Genomic DNA, 20,882 nt, shown 5'->3' on the forward strand with positions numbered 1-20,882 from the left:
TATGACCGCAAGGATCATCATTGCCGATGACCACCCGCTGTTCCGCAGCGCGCTCGCCCATGCGGTGGGCAAGGTGTGGCCCGAGGCGGCGATTATCGAGGCCAGCTCCGCCGCCGAAGCGCGCGCTGCGCTGGCTGAAGGTGCGGCGGAAGCCCTGTTGCTCGATCTGCACATGGCGGACTCCACCGGCCTGTCGGTGCTGATGGACCTGCGGCAGGACTATCCCGCGCTGCCCATCGTGATCGTCTCGGCGAGCGAGGAACCGCGCGTGGCGGCGGCGGCGGCGCAATTGGGGGCGGCGGGGTTTATTCCCAAATCCTCCAGCCTCGATGCCATGCGCGAAGGGCTGAGCGCGGTGCGGGACGGGGACGGGTGGTTTCCCGAGGCACACGCAGGGGCGGACGACGATCTCGCCCGCATTGCCAGCCTGACGCCGGCCCAGCGCCGTATCCTTGCCGCGATCCGGCAGGGATTGCTCAACAAGCAGATCGCCTATGAACTCGCCATTTCCGAGGCGACGGTGAAGGCGCACATCACCGCAATCCTGCGCAAGCTCGGCGTGAACAGCCGGACGCAGGCAGTATTGCTCGCCGCCAAGCTCGACGTCGATCAGCCGGTGGCGGATTCCGCAAGAGCCTGAACTTTCGCCTCGCGGCCCTGTGCCAGCGCCGTTGCGATCAGGGCGCGCAAGGCGGCGGGTGGGGCCGGTTTGAGCAAGCGGTTGGCCCCCATCCGCGCGGCGGCGGCTTCGGTTTCCTCGGAGCTTTCCGCCGTCAACAGGATCGCAGGCGGGCGCTGGCCCCAGCCTTCGCACAGCATAGCATAGGCGGCATCGCCGCGTTCGTCCCCATCGAGGCGGTAGTCCATGATCGCGATATCAGGCGCGTGGCGCATGGCCGCAGCCGCATTGGCCCCGCTGGCGGCGCAGGTCACGGTCAGCCCCCACTTGCCGAGCAAGGCGGCGGTTGCGGCAAGGACGGCGGGATCATTGTCGACCACCAGCACCTGGCCCTCGCCGAGCCCTGCAATGGTGCGGACAGGAGCAGGGCGGGGCGCAGGTGCCGCCTCGCGTCGCAGCACGGGGAAGGCCAGCGCAAAGCGGCTCCCGCGCCCCAGCGACGAGGTGGTCTCAACTTCGACCCCGAGCAGTCGCGCTGCCCGCCGAACGATGGCGAGGCCCAATCCCAGTCCATCCCGGTCGGTCGAAGCGCCGCGTTCGAACTCGCCGAAGATGCGCTCAATGTCATCAGGCGCGATCCCGCGCCCGGTGTCGTGGATGCAGATCAGCACCTCCGCCCCGCGCCGCCGCACCCCGATCAGCACGCCGCCCTTGGCGGTGTAGCGCACCGCGTTGCTCATCAGGTTGCGCAGCACCGCCGTCAGCAACGCGCGGTCGGCCAGCACCCAAGCATCGGTACGCACCCGCTTGAGCTGCAGTCCCTTAGCCTGCGCTTGCAGCATGAATTCGCGCGCCACATCCTCGAACAACTGGTCGAGCGCAATGGGCTCCGGCGCTGGCACCACCCCGCCGCTGTCGAGCTTGGAAATCTCCAGCAGCACCCGGATCAGCCGGTCCGCCGAGACGATCGAGCCATCCAGATCGGCCACCAGGCGTTCCAGCGCCGGGCTGCCCTCAACCTCCTCTCCCAATGCCGAAGCAAACAGGCGCGCGGCGTTCAGCGGCTGGATTAAATCGTGGCTCGCGGCAGCGAGGAAACGGGTCTTGGACTTCGTCGCCTGCGCCAAGGCCTCGTTCGCGGTGCTCAGCTGGCGGGTGCGGACGGCGACCTTGTCCTCCAGCGCCTGTTCGGCCATCCGGTCAGCGGTGATGTCGGTGTATGAGGTGGTGTAGCCGCCGCCGGGCGTGGGCGCGCCGACGATCCTGAGCACGCGGCCATCGTGCTGCACCCGCTCGATCCGGTGCTCGGTGCCGGCCCGCATATAGGCGAGGCGGCGCTCGACCTGTTCGGTGATGGCGGCTTCGGACAGCGCCCCGCGCGCAAGGTTGAAGCGAATCAGATCGGCAATCGGCGTGCCGACGCTGACTAGCCGGTCAGGCAGGTCGAAGATTTCCTGATAGCGGGTGTTCCACGCCACCAGTCGCATGTCGGCATCCACCAGCGCGATGCCTTGATCGATGGACTCGATCGCGGTCTGGAGGAGGTCGGCGGAGAAGGAGAGGCGGCGGTGCGTCTCGTCGAACATGGCGACGACTTCGGGGAGCGGGATGGGATCGCCGCCCGCCCATGACCCCACCAGCATCCGCGCGGACGATGTGCCGATCACGCCCGAAATCACCCGCTCGGCCAGTTCCAGCACCGCCGCGCCTGCCGGGTCGCCATTGCGCAGGTGGAGCGGGGCGAGGGCGGTATCGGCCCGCTCGCGCCCGACAAACTGGGTCAGCAGCGCGCGAACATCGCCCACGCGCTTGGCGGTGGCATGGCGCGGCAATTCTCCGGGCGTGGGTGTGCCGACAAAAGCTGCGGCCTGCGCCTGATCCAGCAGCGAGGGCCGCACCAGCGCCGAGACCAGCCAGTAGAGCGCGGTATTGACCCCAAGGCTCAGGATTACGCCCGAGACCAGCGGATCGGGGTGGATGCTGACGAAGGGCGCGGTGCCGCTTGCCGCCGGAACGATCAGCAGCGCCAGCCACAGTGCGAAGCCGCTCGCAAGGCCCGTCAGCATCCCGGCGCGGTTGCCGTGCTGGCTCAGCATTCCCAGCACCAGACCCGGCGCGAATTGCGCGGCCGCCGCGAAGGCGAGGGTGCCGAGGCCCGCCAGATCGGTGATCCCGGCAAAGCCGCGATAGAACACGTAAGCCGCGCCAAGCAGCGCAGCGATCACCATGCGGCGGATCAGCAGCAGGCGCCCTGGCACGCGGCTGCGGTCGCCCCGTCCGGCCAGTGCGCGGCGCAGCAGCAAGGGGGCGATGAGGTCATTGGTGATCATGATCGACAGCGCGACGCTCGCCACCACGATCATGCCGGTCGCTGCCGAAAACCCGCCGATGAACACCAGCACAGCGAGCATCGGCGTCCCGCTCGCCAAGGGGAGGGCGAGCACGATGGTGTCGGGATCGGTCCCGGCGGGCAGCACCGCCTGTCCTGCCAGCACGATCGGCACGATCACGGCTGCGGTGAGCGCAAGATAGGCCGGGAACACCCAGCGCATTGACCGGGTGGCGCGTTCTCCCGGCGCTTCGATGAAGCTCATGTGGAACTGGCGCGGCAGGCACAGCGCGGCCGCCGCCGCGATCAGCGTCAGCACCACAAAGCGCGCATCAATTGGATCAGGGGCGAACAGGGCCGGGGTGGCAGGGACCGTTGGCCCGTCGCTCGCCACGAGCCACCACACCGCCAGTGCGCCGACCGCGAGCAAGGCGGCGAGCTTTACCACCGCCTCCACCGCAATCGTCAGCACCAACCCGGCATTTTCCCCTGCTCGGTCCGCGCGGCGTGATCCGAACAGGATCGCGAACAGACCCATCAGAGCCGCGACGATCAGCACCAGTTCGTCCGTCGCGACCTGCGTGCGCAGCTCCGGGTCGAGCACCAGTAGCGTGGTGCCGACGGAATCCAGCTGGAGTGCCATGTAGGGCAGCGTCCCGCAGGTCGCGATCACCGTCACCAGCGCGGCGAGGCTGGCGCTCTTGCCATAGCGGGCCGAGAGGAAGTCGGCGATCGAGGTCGAATGCTGCGCCTTGGCCTGCGCGAGGATCCGGCGCACCAGCCCGAAGCCCAGCGTGAAGACGAGGATCGGCCCGAGATAGATCGGCAGGTAATCAAGGCCCGATGCCGCCGCCGTGCCGACCCCGCCAAAGAACGTCCAGCTGGTGCAATAGACCGCAAGGCTGAGGCCATAGACGCTGCCGGAATGGCGCAGCAGCGCGGGCGCTGGCGTGCGATCTCGCCATGCCGCGAGCCAGAACAAGGCGCCAAGGTAGATCATGGCGGCGACCAGCGCCGCGCCCAGCATCATGTCCCGCTTCCCTCTTTCCCGGCGTGCAAACTACGACAAGCGTGGCGCAAAGCAAAGGGGCGGCACCATGTGGCACCGCCCCTCCTGCGACTCATTGGCTCGCGGGTTTAGTCGTCGATATTGCGGCGGAAGGTTTCGGGCAGGAACAGCAGCCCGATCACCACAGTGGCCGCGCAAATCGCTACCGGATACCACAACCCGAAGTAGATATTCCCCGTCGCCGCCACCATCGCAAAGGCGGTGGTGGGCAGGAACCCCCCGAACCAGCCATTGCCGATGTGATAGGGCAGACTCATCGCGGTGTAGCGGATGCGAGTGGGGAACAGTTCCACCAGCAGCGCCGCAATCGGCCCGTAAACCATCGTCACCAGCAGCACGAGATAGGTGAGGATCGCGATCACCACCGGGGTGTCGATGGCGTCCGGATCGGCTTTGGAGGGGTAGCCCGCCGTGGCCAGCGCCGCCTTCAATTCGTCCTGATAGGTGGTGATGGCGGCTTTCCGCTCATCGCCCGTAACCAGCGCGGGATCGGGCGCGACGAAGGTTTGCGCCCCGATTGTGATCTGCGCGATGGCCCCTGCTTCTGCCTCGACCTTGGAGTAGCTGACGCCGCTCTTCGCGAGGAAGGATTTGGCGATGTCGCAGCTCTTGGCGTCGAACTTGTTCTTGCCGATGGGGTCGAACTGCACCGAGCAATCGGCATCATTGACGATCACACTGACCGGAGCCGTCGCCTGCGCCTTGGCGAGCGCCGGATTGGCCGCTTCGGTGAGGGCGTGGAAGGCCGGGAAGAACGTCACCGCCGCCAGCGCGCAGCCGGAAAGAATGATCGGCTTGCGCCCGATCCGGTCCGACAGCCAGCCGAAGAAGATGAAGAACGGTGTCCCGATGGCAAGCGCCACCGCGATCAGGATGTTCGTTGTCGCCCCGTCCACCATCAGGACTTTTTCAAGGAAGAACAGCGCATAGAACTGGCCGGTGTACCATACCACCGCTTGCCCCGCGACCGCACCGAGCAGCGCGATCAGCGCCCAGCGGCCGTTCTTCCAGTTGCCGAAAGCTTCGGAAATAGGCGCTTTGGAATTGGTGCCTTCGTCCTTCATCTTCTGGAAGACCGGGCTTTCCTGCAATTGCAGCCGGATCCACAGCGACACGCCGAGCAGCAGCGAAGAAATCAGGAACGGCACGCGCCAGCCCCACTCTTTGAAGGCTTCCTCGCCGATCATGGTGCGGGTGCCGATCACTACCAGCAGCGCGGCAAACAGGCCGAGTGTCGCGGTGGTCTGGATGAAGCTGGTGTAGAGCCCGCGCTTGTTGTTGGGGGCGTGTTCGGCCACGTACGTTGCCGCCCCGCCATATTCACCGCCCAGCGCAAGGCCCTGCACCAACCGCAGCACCACCAGCATGACCGGAGCGGCCACCCCGATGCTGGCGTAATTGGGCAGCAGGCCGACGGTGAAGGTCGCAAAGCCCATCAGGCCCATCGTCACCAGGAAGGTGTATTTGCGCCCGACCATGTCGCCCAGCCGCCCGAACACCAGCGCGCCAAACGGGCGGACCGCAAAGCCCGCCGCAAACGCCGCCAGCGCGAAGATAAAGCCGGTGGTCTCGTTTACGCCGGAGAAGAACTGCGCCGAAATGATCGTGGCCAGCAGGCCATAGAGGTAGAAATCATACCATTCGAAAACCGTGCCCAGCGACGAGGCGAGGATGACGCGTCTTTCCGTCCCCGTGACCTTGTGATGCTTGGGCAGGGCGTCATCATATGTCGTCGCCATTGTCCGTCTCCCGCTTGTCCGCTCGATCCCCTGACCGGCAGGCAGGCCCTGCGCCTGCATCATGCCGGTCCTGTCGAGGAATGCAAAGTCGCGCGTTACGGGCGGCAGCGATAGCTAGACCATCGTCGTAGCCGGGGAGGGGTAGCGGGGGAGGGCTTACTCGGCGGCGGCGAAGGTGAGGCGCAGCTCGGGCGTTTCCAGCACCAGCTGGCGACCGTCGAGCGTAGTGGTGTAACGCAGGGCCTGTTCCAGTGCGCCTGCCAGATCATTGCCGAAGCTGGGGGCGGGGCAGGCCATACGGGTGCCCGCCACCGGACCGAAGCTGATATTGCCAGCGCCGTTCATCGGCTGGCCCGCGGTCCAGGTCGACCGACCGCGGTTGCAATCGAGCTGAAGCTGCACCTCACCGCCATTGATGAAGGCGAGGGTGTGGCGGCGCTGTAAGGTGGGGGTGAGCGAAGTGGTGCTGCCCGAAGTGTCGATCGCGGTCAGCTGCCATTCGGTCCCGGCGAGCGGGTGGCTATCGGGAATGGTCATGCAGCCTCCCAAGGCAAGCGTGGTGGCAGTGGCGATAATGGCGGCGCGAAAAGACATCCCTGATGCTCCCAAGTCGTGACGCCCTTTCCATAGCGCAGGATCCTGAATGCAGCCAATCCGGCAAAGGATGCGGGCACGAAAAAGTCGCCGGAGCGCTGGGCTCCGGCGGCTTTCTGTAACTCAGGCCGAAGCGATTACGCTTCGCGGGTGCCCGACAGCGGCATCGCGCCGAAAGCGCCCGCATTGACCGAACCGGTCAGCGTGTCGCCGTCAATGGTCGCTTCGCAATCGAGCGTCATCGGCATCGGCACGACCATGTTCATCTTCCACGAGATGGTGTTGCCGCTGACAGTGCCGCCAGCAATGTCCATCGAGCCGAGGCTGCCGACCAGCGAGCCGCTGAAGGTGTCGCCATCGGGAACCACGGTGAGGGTGCCGGTCTGGTCGCCCATCGGGCTCTTGACGATGGTCTTGTAAGTACCTGCAACAGACATATTCAACTCCTCCGGTGAGCGTGCGGACCTTTGGCGACCCGGCACTTGTGGTCTCGTTATTTACACTGATGTCAGCGCGCTTCAACCGCTTTCCGACTGAAGCGCGCTGAGATTAACCCACTTATTCCCCTTCCATCTCGCGCTGCTCGATCGGCAGGCCGAGCGGTTCGAGCTGTGCGCGGACCACGTTGGCATCGCCGACCACGACCCAGACGAACTTGTCAGCGTCAATGCTTGCGCGGGCGATGGCATCGAGGGTTGCAGGGGTCTGCGCGGTGTAGATGCTGGCGAGGGTTTCCTGATAATTGTCCGGCCGCCCGAACAGCGCATTGCTCTGCATCGCGCCGAGCACGGCGGGCGAGGTTTCGAACCGGCCCGGCAGTGAGCCGACATCCGAGGCGACATTGCGCTCCAGCTCTTCGGGGGTGACGCCCTTGATGGTCAGGAACTCCTTGGTCTCACGCAGCATTTCAGCCAGCGAATCCCCGGTGCGATCCGCCTGGACCCCGCCCGAGATCGAATAGACCACGGCATTCTCGCGCGCCTGCGCGCCGCCGCGCACGCCGTAGCTCCAGCCCTTGGTCTCACGCAGGTTCATGTTGAGCCGTGCGAGGAAATCGCCGCCCAACGACTTGTTGGCGCTGCCAAAGGCGACAAATGCCGGATCGCCCGCATCAACCGGCGTGATCTGCGAGCCGAGGATGAAGCTCTGCGGCGAATTGGGGCGGTTGACGAGGATGATGCGGTTGCCGTTGGCGCCCATGTTGTCGGCGAACTGCTTGGTGCCCTTGGGCGTGGCAGGCGCGCTCCAGTCGCCGAAGGCGGCGTTGAGCGCGGTCACGATCTCGGCCAGCGGCTTGTCGGAGATGACGAAGACCTCGCCATTATCCGGGCGAATCCAGCTGTCCTTGTGGGCGATCAGGTCATCGCGGGTGATGCTGCTGACGCTCGCCACCGTCGGCACGCGGCCATAGGGGCTGTTGGCACCGAACAGTTCCGGGGTCAGCGTCAGCTGGGCGATGCCCTGCGGCGACTTCATGGCCTGGCGAAGACCGGTGATGGTCTGGTTGCGGACCCGCTCAAGGTCTTCAGGATTGAAGGCCGGTTCGCGCATGATCTGACGCATCAGATCCAAGCTGGGCGCAAGGTTGGCCGTGAGCGCTGAGAGCGTGAAGGTTGACCGGTCATCGCCCCCGCCAACCGAAACGGTCGCGCCGAGCCGTTCCCCCGCCTCGGCGATCTGCTGCGCCGACAGGCTCTTCGTGCCTTCATCGAACAGCGACAAGGTGAGGCCGTCGAGCCCGGTCTTGCCCGCCGGATCGGCCGCGCCGCCAGCGTTGAAGGCCATCGACACATAGGTCGCCGGAACCGCGGTGCGGCGGGCATAGGTAACCTTCATGCCGTTCTTCAGGGTCGCGCGCTCGACATCGGGGAAATCGAGCTGCGCAATCGAATCAATCGGCGGGGCCGGACGGACGGCCGAGACGCTGATTGTCTCGGCAGCGCGGTCCCGCTCGGACGCGTTTGCACCTTCGGCGGCCACCGATGCGGCTTCCTCGTAGGTCGCATCGCGTGCGCCGGGCTCCAGAACCACGGTCATCGCCGGGCGGGTCATCCAGCTGCCCAGCGCCGCCTTGACGTCAGCTGGGGTGAGCTTGGCGAGAGCTTCGAACTCGCGCGCGTAGAACTGGGGATCACCGGCCAACACTTCGCCTTCGGCCAGGGTCTGTGCCTTGCCGCTGAAACCGCCGACCTGTTCCAACCCGCGGATCGTGCGGGCGAGATTGCTGGTCACTGCGCGGCGCACTTCGTCTTCGGTCGGGCCTTCCGCGATCAGCTGGGCGACCACTTCGTCCATCCGCTTTTCCAGCACGGCAAGATCGACGCCTGTCTTGGCGGTCGCTTCGACGCTGAGGATACCGATGCGCTGGAACGAGGAATTGCTCGACGACACACTCACAGCCAGCTGCTCGTCGCGCACCAGCACGTTGTCGAGCCGGCTTGAGGCAAGGCCGCCGAGGATCGAGGCACCCACGTCAAGCGCGATGCGATCCTTGCCGGTCAGGCCCTCGACCGGCCAGTAGCGCGTCACGTTGGTCGCGGCGACCTGATCCTTGAAGGTCTTGCGCACGGGCTCGGCCAGGGTCGGGACCGGGGCCTGCGCCGGGTCATTGACCGGGCCGCGCGCGATCGTGCCGAAATACTTCTCGACCAGCGGCTTGGCTTCTTCGGCAGAAATATCGCCCGCGATCACCAGCGTGGCGTTGTTGGGGCCGTAATTCTCGGTGAACCACGCCTTCACATCCTCCATCGAGGCGGAATCGAGGTCGGCCATCGAACCGATCGCTTCGTGCTGGTAGGGGTGGCCATCGGGGAACAGAGTCTTGAGCACGTCGTAGAACACCAGACCGCCCGGCTCATTATCGCCCTGACGCTTTTCGTTCTGCACCACGCCGCGCTGGTTATCGAGCTTGCCTTGCGTCACCGCGCCCAGCAGGTAGCCCATGCGGTCGCTTTCCAGCCACAGCGCGCGTTCTAGAGCGGGGCGGGGAACGGTCTGGAAGTAGTTGGTGCGGTCGAACCAGGTCGTGCCGTTGTAATCGGTAGCGCCCATTTCCGCGAGATACTTGAAGTAGTCATCCGGCGCGTTTTCCGAGCCGTTGAACATCAGGTGTTCGAACAGGTGGGCAAAGCCGGTCTTGCCTTCCGGCTCGTCCTTGGAGCCGACATTGTACCACACCGTCACGTTGACGATCGGGGCCTTGCGGTCTTCGTGCACCAGCACGGTGAGGCCATTTGCCAGCTCAAACTGCTGATAGGGGATCGTCACCTGGCTCACGAGGGTCGGCAGATCGGCGGTCGCCTGCGGGGCGGCGCTGGCGGCGGGTGCGGTCTGGGCGAGCGCGGGGGCGAACGGCACGGCAAGCGCAAGGGCGAGCGCCGAAAGGCTGGCGGCGGCAAAACGGTGGGTCATGGACGAAGGCTCCGGTGAAACATCATGCGAGAGGAAAGCGCCAGTCAGCGCGCGTTGGTGACAGTGGTTGTCACGGCGCGCAGATTGCTGGCATTCGCCAGCAAATCATCGCGCCAAAAGTGCACAGGCTTCAGCTTATGATCGACGAACAGCTGCATCTGGTCGGTGTAATGCGCGCTGGCAGGCCGAGTGGTGGCCGCGCCGAAGGGCTGGATCGAACGTGAGGTAACCCGCTGACCGGGCTGCCATTCGATCCACATGATGAAGCTGTCCCCATGCTTGAGGCTGAGGCGCCCATCTTCGGCCACGTCCCAGGTGGTCGAAGCACGAAGGGTGTCCGAGCCGCCGTCGAGCGGCAGGTCAAGCTCGCCCTGCCGCAGACGCAGCAGATCGCCCATCGGCGGATCGAGCCGGCCGAAGTGGGTGGTGAGGTGGTCGGCGGCGGCTTGCAGTTTTTCGGCGACGTCAGGGAAGGGCTTGTTGTTGTAATCGGCCGCCATGAAGTCGCGGATGATCAGCAGCGCGATGGCATCGGCAGCGCCCTTGTTGTCGGCGGTGAAATCCCAACTGAGCAGCAGATCGCGCGCCTCAGCCAGCTGGCCTTCTGCCTTCAGTCCCTCCAGCGTGTTGAACAATCGGTCGACATAGCCGAGGCGCTCATAGCCGGTGTCATACTTGATCCGCTCCAGCGCCGCGCGGTCGAGCACGCTTGCTTCCGACAGAAGCTTGTAGGCGCGCCATGAGCGGTTGGTCTGCTTGAGTTCGATACCCATCAGCGGCGCAAACGCTTGGACGTCAAGATCGCTCCCGGCTCCCGCGGCGGTGTAGGGGGTGTTGTTCGAATTGTAGAGCCACCCGCTCGCCGGGTTCACGATCTTGGGAAGGGTCGCGTAGTCGACCGCGCCCTGCCAGATCAGGTCGGAGCGGTTGCCGGGCAGAACACTGCGCCAGTCGGCCTTCACGCCTTCGGGCCGGCGGGGGATTGCGGCGTTATAGACATAGGCGATGGTGCCCGCCTCGTCAGCGTAGATGAAGTTGGTCGAGGGGATCGCGAGGCGCGAAAGCTGCGATTCCCACTCAGCGAAATTGGTCGCCTTGTTGATGCGGTAATAGGCGTCAAGCTGGCCGAGCTGCCCGATCCCGCCATAGCGGATGGCAAAGGCGCCCTTGGCGTTGCGGATCACCGGGCCATGGACCGACCGCAGCACTTCCTTACGGATCGGCAGCACCACCGGGCCAATCTTGACCGGTAGCGTCACCCACTTGCTCTCCAGATCGCGCCACTCGCCATCGAGTTTGTAGCGGGTGCCGGTCTCGTCGAGCTCCAACTGATAGACGTCGATCATGTCGGGCGTGTTGACCGTGTTGGTCCAGCCCAAATGCTCGTTATGGCCGAGGAAGGGGAAGGGCGATCCGGGGAAATTCGCGCCGGCGAAGTGCCAGCCTTCGCCGCTTTCGACCACGAGTTCGTACCACGCCACCCCGCCGCGCAGGGGCTGGTGCGAATTGGAGATCAGGGTGGTCGGCCCGCCCGATTTCTTCGGCGCGACGGCAAAGGCGTTGGAGCCGAGGTGTTCGGCATCCTCTCCCATCGGCAGAACCATGCGGCGCGCCTGATCGGTTGCACTGGCTGCGGGCGCGGTTTGCGCAGGCCCGGCACCCGGCAGCGGCGGGCGCGGGAAGCCGGGGATGTCGGGGCCATGCTCGCGGCGCAGTTCCTCGCCTGCCACGAGCGGGCCGATCACGCCGTCCAGCCCGAAGAAGAACGGCTGGCGCAGCGCGAAACCGGCGGCCACATCCATGCCGTTCACGGGGAACAGATTAGCGAGCTTGACCTCGCCCGAATGCTCGGCGGCATATTGGTTGAGGCCCGCGGCATAGGCTTCGAACAATGCGCGGGTATCGGCGGGGAGTTTCGGGTATTCCCGCTCCGCCGTGCCGCGCGCGTCGATCAGGTGGTAGGCATAATCGATCTGCGCGCCTTCCTCGCCTGCGATGGCACCGTAACGTCCGCGCGCCATCGCGACGACATCTTGCAGGGTGAAGAAATCATCCTCGGCATGGGCGATGGCCACGCCGTAAGCCGTGTCGGCATCGGTCTTGCCATAGATATGGGGCACGCCGAATTCGTCGCGGATGATTTCTGCCGTGTAGGTCCGACCCGGTGCTGGGGTGGCTGCGCTGGCGACAAACGGCTCCCACGTGGCAAGCACAATCACCGCCAGCAAAAGCACACCCACCAGCGCAAATGCGCCGCGCTTGACCCAGATCATGTCCGATTTCTCTCCCAAATCGCGTGAAAGCTCCATCGCTTGGCGCTCGAACGAGGTCAAGGCTCGCGCGGCCTCTTGCCTTGGAGCATGATTGAACCCACCTACTCGGGTAACACACCGACGCGCGATATTTGCCCTTGGGGTCTTGTGTGGCCAATGTGCAACACTATCTCGAGGTGGTAACCTTTGGAGGGGTTAGACGACATGAATCTCGAAAAGTTCACCGACCGGGCCAAGGGCTTCCTGCAAGCCGCGCAAACCGTCGCCATCCGAATGAACCACCAGCGCATCACCCCGCTGCATATCGCCAAGGCTTTGCTGGAAGATAGCGAGGGCATGGCCGCCGGGCTGATCCAGCGCGCGGGCGGGCAGGCCCCGCTGGCGGTGACCGCGATTGACGTGGGCCTTTCGAAGGTTCCGGCCGTGACCGGTAGCGGCGCGCAGGCGACGCCGGGACTGGATAATGATGCCGTGCGGGTGCTCGACCAGGCCGAACAGCTCGCCGACAAGGCCGGCGACAGCTACGTCACGGTCGAGCGGATGCTGACCGCGCTCGCTCTGTCGCCGGGTGCCGCAGCGGAGGGCCTGAAGGCCGCAGGGGTCACACCGCAAAGCCTCAACACCGCGATCGAACAGCTGCGCGGCGGCAAGCGCGCTGACAGCGCGAGCGCCGAGAACACTTATGACGCGATGCAGAAATTCGCCCGCGACCTGACGCAGGCGGCGCGTGACGGGAAGCTCGATCCGGTGATCGGCCGTGATGAGGAAATCCGCCGCACCATCCAGATCCTCGCCCGCCGCACCAAGAACAACCCGGCCCTGATCGGCGAACCGGGCACCGGCAAGACCGCGATTGCCGAAGGCCTCGCGCTGCGCATCGCCAACGGCGACGTACCCGACAGCTTGAAGGGCCGCACGCTTATGAGCCTCGACATGGGCTCGCTGATCGCGGGCGCGAAGTATCGCGGCGAGTTTGAGGAGCGGCTGAAGTCCGTGCTCGACGAGGTCAAGAACGCCGACGGCCAAATCATCCTGTTCATCGACGAGATGCACACCCTGATCGGCGCTGGCGCGTCCGAAGGTTCGATGGATGCCTCTAACCTGCTGAAACCCGCCCTGTCGCGCGGCGAGTTGCACTGCATCGGCGCCACCACGCTCGACGAATATCAGAAATATGTCGAGAAAGACCCCGCGCTCCAGCGGCGCTTCCAGCCGGTGTTCATCGCCGAGCCGACCGTCGAGGACACGATCTCAATCCTGCGCGGGATCAAGGACAAGTACGAACTCCACCACGGCGTGCGCATCACCGACGGCGCGATTGTCGCGGCGGCGAAGCTGTCTGACCGCTACATCCAGAACCGCTTCCTTCCCGACAAGGCCATCGACCTGATGGACGAGGCCGCCAGCCGCATCCGTATGGAGGTGGAGTCCAAGCCCGAGGAGATCGAGGCGCTCGACCGGCGGATCATCCAGCTCAAGATCGAGGAATCGGCGCTCCAGAAGGAGACCGACCAGAATTCCAAGGACCGCCTCGTCGCTCTGCGCGAGGAACTGGCGAACCTTGAGCAACAGTCGGCCGAACTCACCACCCGCTGGCAGAACGAGCGCGACAAGATCGAGGCCGAGGGCAAGATCAAGGAAAAGCTCGACCACGCCCGGCTGGAGCTTGAGCAGGCGCAGCGCGAAGGCGATTTGGCCAAGGCTGGCGAGCTTTCTTACGGCACAATCCCTGCGCTCGAAAAGCAGCTCGCCGAAGCCCAAGGGCAGGCCGCCAACGCCATGCTGCGCGAGGAAGTGACCGAAGAAGACATCGCCGGCGTCGTAAGCCGCTGGACCGGGATTCCGGTCGACCGGATGATGGCGGGCGAGCGCGAAAAGCTGTTGGCGATGGAGAGCATCCTCGGCAAGCGGGTGATCGGGCAGTCGCAGGCCATTGCTGCGGTGTCCAAGGCCGTCCGCCGCGCGCGGGCCGGTTTGCAGGATCCGGGCCGACCGCTCGGCAGCTTCCTGTTCCTCGGCCCCACGGGGGTCGGCAAGACCGAGCTGACCAAGGCGCTCGCCGGGTTCCTGTTCGACGATGACAGCGCGATGGTGCGCATCGACATGAGCGAATTCATGGAAAAGCACGCCGTCGCCCGCCTGATCGGCGCGCCTCCGGGCTATGTCGGCTATGAAGAGGGCGGGGTGCTGACCGAAGCCGTTCGCCGCCGTCCCTATCAGGTGGTGCTGTTCGACGAGGTCGAGAAGGCGCACTCCGATGTCTTCAACGTGCTGCTGCAGGTGCTCGATGATGGCCGCCTGACCGACGGGCAGGGCCGGGTGGTCGACTTTGCCAACACGCTGATCATCCTAACCTCGAACCTTGGTAGCCAGTATCTCGCCAACCTGCCCGACGGCGCGGAGCCCGCGACGGTCGAGAAGGACGTGATGGACGTGGTGCGCGGGCACTTCCGGCCCGAGTTCCTCAACCGTCTCGATGAGATCATCCTGTTCCACCGCCTCGCGCAGGAACACATGGCGCCGATCGTCGAGATTCAGGTGGGCCGCGTGCAGAAGCTGCTCGCCGACCGCAAGATCACGCTCGACCTGACCGATGCCGCGCTGCGCTGGCTCGGGCGGGTGGGGTATGATCCGGTCTATGGCGCTCGGCCGCTGAAGCGTGCTGTGCAGCGCTACTTGCAGGATCCGCTGGCGGAAATGCTGCTCGAAGGAAAATTGCCCGATGGCGCGACATTGCTGATCGATGAAGGGGATGGACAACTCAGCATGACGATTCGCTGATTTGACGTTGAAAAATCCACTTTCGGCGATTTCAGGCCAATTCCGGCGGCGCGCAAGATTGTAAGCATGCTTCGTTCGATTTGATAAGCGGGGCGGTTTGTTGCGTGCAAACCTGCCTACCTTTTAATATTCGCAAAGCCACAATCGAACAATGTTGCGGCGGACTCCCTGCCAATCCCCTGAATGTGGGATTAACGCAACACCGCCCGGAAAAGTTCAGGGCGGCGAGCGGGCGCTTTGACATCATACTTACGTCATTGCACAAAACGGTCACTGCGGGGACTGAATTGGACAACCTTTGAAGCGCTTTCCCACCACATGGGGCAATTATGTGGTGGGGGCGCAGGGTTGTCGTAACGTCTCCGGTTCGGGCAACTGGAGTGACCATGAAGAAATTTCACAGCAATTCGATCAAGGCTCTGGCCTTTTCCGCATCGGCGATCGCGTTTGTGATTGCCAACCCTGCTTATGCGCAGGACGCTGAAGAGCCGACCCAAGAAGAAGAAGAGCAAGTCGATGTGACCGCAGGTGAGGCAGCCGAACCGGAAGCCAAGACCGGCAACATCACCGTCACCGGTTCGCGCATCGTTCGCGACACGTACAGCTCGATTTCGCCGCTGCAGGTACTCACCACCGAAAATCAGCAGGCGGTTGGCGCGTTCGATCCTTCACAGATCCTCCAGCGCTCGGAAGCGGCCGCCGGTCAGCAGATCGATGCGACCTTCAACGGCTTCGTGCTCGACAACGGTCCGGGGTCGCAGACCCTGAACCTGCGCGGCCTCGGTGCTGACCGCACACTGCTCCTCGTCAACGGCCGTCGTCTTTCGCCCGCGGGCGTGGAAGGCGCTCCGTCGAACCCCTCGATCAACCTGATCCCGGCAACGCTCGTTGATCGCTTCGACATTCTGACTGACGGCGCTTCGTCGGTTTACGGCTCGGACGCGGTTGCTGGCGTGGTCAACGTCATTCTGCGCAAGGACTTCGATGGTCTCGAAGTCCAGGCGAACGGCGACATCAACCCGCAAGGTGGTGGTGAAGACTTCACCTTGAGCGCAGCCTGGGGCTTCAATACTGACCGTGCCGTGTTCGGCATCGGTGCTGAATGGCGCCGTACCGACGCCATCCTGTTTGACGACCGCGATTTCTTCGCGGGCTGCAACAAGCACTACGAAATCGATCAGAACGGCAATATCCGCACGAACGACCTTCAGACCGACGCTGTGGCGCGCAGCCGCAGCAACGGCCAGATCGGCACTCAGATCCAGCCGTGTAAGTTCGGTAACATCGGTGGCCGTATCCAGCTCAACAACACCCGCCTCGGCGACGTGTACTTCGATGGTCGTCAGTACGGCCTGACCCGCGGCGGTCAGCCGATCGCGGGCAACACCGGCGTGCCGTTCTTCTCGGACAACGCCAACGCGTTCCTGACGCCGATCGACCGGAACGGCGATCGTCTCCAGGACGTTGACTTCATCAACTATGCGCAGGTCGAGCCGGGCCGTACCTTCATCCCGCAGCAGGATGTGTACAACCTCTTCGCGTACGGCGAGTATACCTTCGAAGGCGATGCCAACCTCACGCCTTTCTTCGAAGCGAGCTACAGCCGGTCGGACGTGGCCGTTCCGAACAGCGGTACGCCGCAGTTCTTCCCGTGGGTTCCGGCGGAAAACCGCTTCAACCCCTGCAACCAGGCAGCTGGCGGCGTCGATTGCCGTGCAATCGACAACAACTTCCAGCAAATCCTGCCGGGTCAGCCCAATGTCGGTCGTCTTGCACCGCTTGGCTCGCTCACTTCGGTTGCTGTGCGCCCGATCCCGTTCGTCCGCGGCGACCGTAACAATTTCGATGTGACGCAGGAGCAGTACCGTGGCGTTCTCGGCGTGCGCGGCGACCTGCCGTTCATCGGCTCGAGCTGGACCTTCGAAGCTTCGGGCGTTTACTCGCGCTCGATCGGCAAGTCGGTTCGTCGCGGTATCCGCGAAGACAAGCTGGCTTTCGCGCTCGGCATCGACCCGACTGCCGACTTCGGCGGCAGCCCGCCGAACACCTTCGACAACAACCGTGACGGCATCGCTGACGATTACATCAGCCTCACCGTCAGCCCGATGCTGCTGGCCAGCACGGGCGTTGCGGCTGCCACTCCGTGTAACGCGGCTGGCCTGCGCAACCCGGGCTTCGTCGCTCCCGACCTTCTGCAAGGCTGCGTCCCTGTAAACATGTTCGCGAACTCGCTCTATCCGAGCGGCGGGAACCCGGTTGGCGACTTTGCCACCCAGGCCGAGCGTGATTACCTCTTCTCGGACCGGAGCTTCAACACCGTCTACGAACAGACGCTGATCTCCGGCTATGTCACCGGTGACCTGTTCGAGCTGCCCGCTGGTCCGGTCGGCGTGGTGTTCGGTGCCGAGTGGCGCGAAGATTCGATCACGTCGAACCCGAACTTCGTCGCGAACAACGGTTTGCTCTGGGGCTTCTTCGCTGATGGCGGTGCACTCGGGTCTAAGTGGATCCGCGAAGCCTACGGCGAAATCGATCTTCCGCTGATGGCCGCCAAGCCGCTGGTGGAAGAGCTGACCATCAACCTCTCCGGCCGTATCACGGACGAAGAGTTCTACGGCACCAACGGCACCTTCTCGGCCAAGGGTGGCTGGCGTCCGGTGGCTCCGCTGCTGTTCAAGTTCAGCTACGGCACCTCGTTCCGTGCGCCGAACCTGCGCGAGAACTTCCTGCTCAGCCAGTCGGGCTTCGGCAACATCGCCGACCCCTGCGCCATTCCGACCGCTGCGTTCAGCGCCGCGACCGGATACAACGCTGCGCTCGATCTGCGTGACCCGCGGATCCTTGAGAACTGCCGCCGTGAAGGCCGCGATCCGACCCGTGTCGGTATCGATCCGCTGGGCCTCAACGTCCAGCAGGTGACCAGCACCCAGGTGTTCAGCGGCGGTTCGCTCGACATCGAGCCGGAAACTTCGCGTTCGATCACGACCGGTTTCGCGTTCGAGGAAGATTGGGCGAGCGGTTTCGAATTCGCCTTCAACTTCAACTACTACGATATCAAGCTGAAGCAGTCGATCATCGAGCCGAGCGGCCAGTTCATCGTCGATGACTGCTACTCGCGCCTTGAAGGCGGCCGCAGCCCGTTCTGCGATCGTATTTCGGCGAGCGATCAGGCATCGGCGCGGTTCCTTGTTACCCAGGTCCAGTCAGGCTTCATCAACCTCGACTCTGAATCGGTCCGCGGTATCGATATCAACACCACTTTCCGGTATCCGGTCACGGTGGGTGGCGAGGAGTTCGACCTCCAGCTCAATCTCACCGCCAACCACCTGATCGAACGTTCGACCACGACACGTGATGCTTTGGGCAACCGCTTCACCGACAACTTCGCTGGTCTGTTCGGCTTCCCGAGCTGGATTGGTCGTGCCACCTTCAACGTTGGCTACGACGACTTCCTCTTCACGTGGCAAACCCGTTACATCGGCCGCGTCGAGCAAAGCGAAGCAGGCAGGGATCCGTTCTCGGACGCCTTCGGGTTTGGCCCCAATGGCCAGCCCACCGGCTTCATCGCGAACACTTGCCTCGGCGGCGGTTCGCGTACCAATGGCGTGCCGGATGGCATTGTTGCGGGTGACGGGATCTACTGCCGCAACGTCGGTTTCGCCGAAGAGTGGTTTGAGCACACTGCCTCGATGCGTTGGGACAATGGCAACTTCCGTATCATCGCGGGCGTTACCAACATCTTCAACAACGAGCCGCCGCTGGTCGACAGCGCCGAAGTGTTCGCAATCGCCAACGCCGCGATCGGCAACGGCTACAACCTCAACGGCCGCGAATTCTTCGCCCAGCTGCTGTATCGCTTCTAATCGACGAATGACTTGATTAGCCACGAAAATGCGGCCTCTCGGCACTTGTCGAGAGGCCGCATTTCTCGTTTAATGGCGGGCATTCATCTGGCGCTGCCCCTTGGCGTCCGAAACTTTGCCTAACCCGTTCGGTTCAACAATCTGTCCCCGAGAAAGAACTGATTATGAAACTCGCTAAAGCCACGCTTGCCGCCGCCCTTATCGGCGTTTCCGCTCTTGGTCTTGTCACCGCCATGCCTGCTCCCACGCAGGCGCAAGGCGCGATACCGATTGATGTCTGGGCGCTGCGCGATGTCGTCAATGCCGTACAGATTTCGCCCGATGGCAAGCACCTGCTTGTTCACAAGGTGGAGGGTCGCGAAACCGACTATATCCTCGAAATCTATAGTACAGATGATCTCTCGAAGCCGCTGCGCCGCCTAAACGCCGATCCGATGGAAATCATCGCGGCACAGTGGGTGAGTAATGATGTGATTTTCGGCACTGCGTGGCAGGTCAATCGCAAAACGGTGAAGGGGCCTGAAGAGGACGTCCGGGATTACAAGACCTATTCCTACAGTCTTGAATCCAATAAGTTCACCAGTGTCGATGGCAACTTCGGCATCGTCAGCCTGCTGCCCAAAGAACCGGACCACGTTCTGGTCAGCACCGGCACCACGGTTGGTGACGGCACCGGGGTCGATCCCTTTGCCGCATTCCGCCCACGTTCTTATTACAAGTTCAACCTAAAGACTGGCGCGCGCCAGTTGGTGCTGCGGGGAGGGGGCAAGTTCCCGGTGGTTGATCGCTGGGACAGCGACGGCAACCCTCGCTTCACGCAGGTGCAGGATCGCGATTCCGGAACGGTGGCATCTTACTATCGCTTGCCGGGTGACAGTGAATGGAAGAAATTTCAGGAATTCGATCTCAACGATCCCAAAAACCTCTACCGCATTCTTGGCGGGTTCCAGGGGATTGCTGGCTTTGACCCGGACAACCCGAACATCGGCTACTTGATCGATAATCAAGAGGGCGAAGACAAGGCGGCGCTTTACGAATTCGACTTCACCACCGGCAAGGTCGGCAAAAAGCTGTTCCAAGCTGAAGATGCCGACGTAATGGATATCCAGCTCCACTCGATCCCCGGTAACGACAAGCTGGTGGCCGCCCGCTATTCGGGCAGGACCTTGGAACGCCACTGGTTTGATGAAGAGGAAAAGGCTCTTTACGAGGCGTTGGAAAAGCAGATCCCCAACGCGTACCAGATCAACATTGCAAGTCGGTCGATTGACGGCAAATCGATGATTGTCACCAACCGAGGTCCTCATGATCCCGGTTCGTTCTGGATGGTGAAGGATGGCAAGCTAGCCAAGCTGGGGAGCCGTAATCCGCTCATAAATCCGGACCAATTGGCGGATGTTGAGTATATTCGCTACAAGGCGCGCGATGGCAGGGTGATCCCGGCTTATGTCACCAAACCCAAGGGGACCGGGCCTTTCCCGTTGATCGTTCTGCCGCACGGCGGACCGCAGGTGAACGAAATCATCACCTATGACGAGTGGGGTCAGCTGCTGGCCAATGCCGGTTACATGGTGCTTCAGCCGCAGTACCGGATGTCAGTTGGCTGGGGCCAGGACCACTTCGATGCTGCCTATGGCGAACATGGCGGCAAGATGCAGGACGATAAGGATGACGGGGCACTTTACCTTGTCGAACAGGGCATGGTCGATCCAAACCGGATGGCGATGTTCGGTTGGTCTTACGGCGGCTATGCTGCGCTCGTTGCGGCCAGTCGCGATCCGCAGATCTACCAGTGCGTGATTGCCGGGGCAGCTGTGGCCGACGCTGAAAAACAGTATTTCGGCCGCCGCGATCCCGATCTCAAGGCGCTGGATGAATGGTCAAGGCGGCGCGGCACGATCGGGATCAACCCGATCAACGAAGTCGACAAGGTCAATATTCCGGTGCTGATGGTTCATGGCGAGGATGACCGCCGCGTGCTCTATTATCACCTGGTGGACTACAAGAAGAAGTTCGAGGCGGCCGGAAAAACCGGCGAATTTATTACCCTCGAAGGTGCCGACCACTTCTACAATACGCTGATGTATAGCCACCAGCAGCAGTTTTATACCAAGATGCTCGATTACCTCGCTAACGATTGCGGTCCTGGCGGCTTGTAAGGCAAGCGCGGAATTTAAAACACAGGGGCCCGGGCAGCAATGTCC

General features: G+C 63.5%; 10 protein-coding genes. 4 read left to right on the forward strand and 6 right to left on the reverse strand.

The window, feature by feature from the left end:
• The first annotated feature begins 1 nt into the window (after position 1).
• Positions 2-640 (forward strand): LuxR family transcriptional regulator, encoded by a 639-nt coding sequence (locus GRI59_RS13395; protein ID WP_160761750.1) that lies wholly within the window; start codon positions 2-4, stop codon positions 638-640.
• On the opposite strand, the gene GRI59_RS13400 is transcribed toward GRI59_RS13395, so the two are convergent.
• The 6 genes from GRI59_RS13400 to GRI59_RS13425 all read right to left on the reverse strand — a co-directional run bounded on the left by GRI59_RS13400 (position 610) and on the right by GRI59_RS13425 (position 12,034).
• Complete coding sequence (locus tag GRI59_RS13400; protein WP_160761751.1) at positions 610-3,978, reverse strand: sensor histidine kinase; 3,369 nt, start codon at positions 3,976-3,978, stop codon at positions 610-612. The two genes, GRI59_RS13395 and GRI59_RS13400, sit on opposite strands and share 31 nt — an antisense overlap.
• Positions 3,979-4,085: 107 nt before the next feature.
• Positions 4,086-5,756 (reverse strand): MFS transporter, encoded by a 1,671-nt coding sequence (locus tag GRI59_RS13405; protein ID WP_160761752.1) that lies wholly within the window; start codon positions 5,754-5,756, stop codon positions 4,086-4,088.
• 156 nt (positions 5,757-5,912) lie between these two features.
• Positions 5,913-6,350, reverse strand: coding sequence for an META domain-containing protein (locus GRI59_RS13410; protein WP_160761753.1), 438 nt, complete (start codon positions 6,348-6,350; stop codon positions 5,913-5,915).
• Between the two features lie 137 nt (positions 6,351-6,487).
• A complete protein-coding gene (locus GRI59_RS13415) occupies positions 6,488-6,787 on the reverse strand; it encodes a lipocalin/fatty acid-binding family protein (RefSeq protein WP_101791671.1) in 300 nt (99 codons plus the stop codon).
• 121 nt (positions 6,788-6,908) lie between these two features.
• The gene (locus GRI59_RS13420; RefSeq protein ID WP_160761754.1) at positions 6,909-9,761 is read right to left on the reverse strand and encodes a M16 family metallopeptidase; all 2,853 of its coding nucleotides are present in this window, start codon (positions 9,759-9,761) and stop codon (positions 6,909-6,911) included.
• A 44-nt stretch (positions 9,762-9,805) separates the two neighbouring features.
• Positions 9,806-12,034 (reverse strand): acylase, encoded by a 2,229-nt coding sequence (locus GRI59_RS13425; RefSeq protein ID WP_160761869.1) that lies wholly within the window; start codon positions 12,032-12,034, stop codon positions 9,806-9,808.
• A 204-nt stretch (positions 12,035-12,238) separates the two neighbouring features.
• Between GRI59_RS13425 and clpB the strand changes: the two genes are divergently transcribed.
• From clpB to GRI59_RS13440, 3 genes are all read left to right on the forward strand, one after another.
• Positions 12,239-14,815, forward strand: a complete 2,577-nt coding sequence (gene clpB, locus GRI59_RS13430) for an ATP-dependent chaperone ClpB (protein WP_160761755.1) — start codon at positions 12,239-12,241, stop codon at positions 14,813-14,815.
• Positions 14,816-15,201: 386 nt separating this feature from the next.
• On the forward strand, positions 15,202-18,678 hold the full coding sequence (locus GRI59_RS13435) for a TonB-dependent receptor (RefSeq protein ID WP_160761756.1): 3,477 nt from the start codon (positions 15,202-15,204) through the stop codon (positions 18,676-18,678).
• A 164-nt stretch (positions 18,679-18,842) separates the two neighbouring features.
• Positions 18,843-20,837: an alpha/beta hydrolase family protein gene (locus GRI59_RS13440; protein WP_160761757.1), complete on the forward strand. Its 1,995-nt coding sequence runs from the start codon at positions 18,843-18,845 to the stop codon at positions 20,835-20,837.
• Positions 20,838-20,882 lie beyond the last annotated feature (45 nt).

Origin of the sequence: Erythrobacter ramosus (assembly GCF_009828055.1) — a bacterium.
Taxonomy (GTDB): Bacteria; Pseudomonadota; Alphaproteobacteria; order Sphingomonadales; family Sphingomonadaceae; genus Erythrobacter; species Erythrobacter ramosus.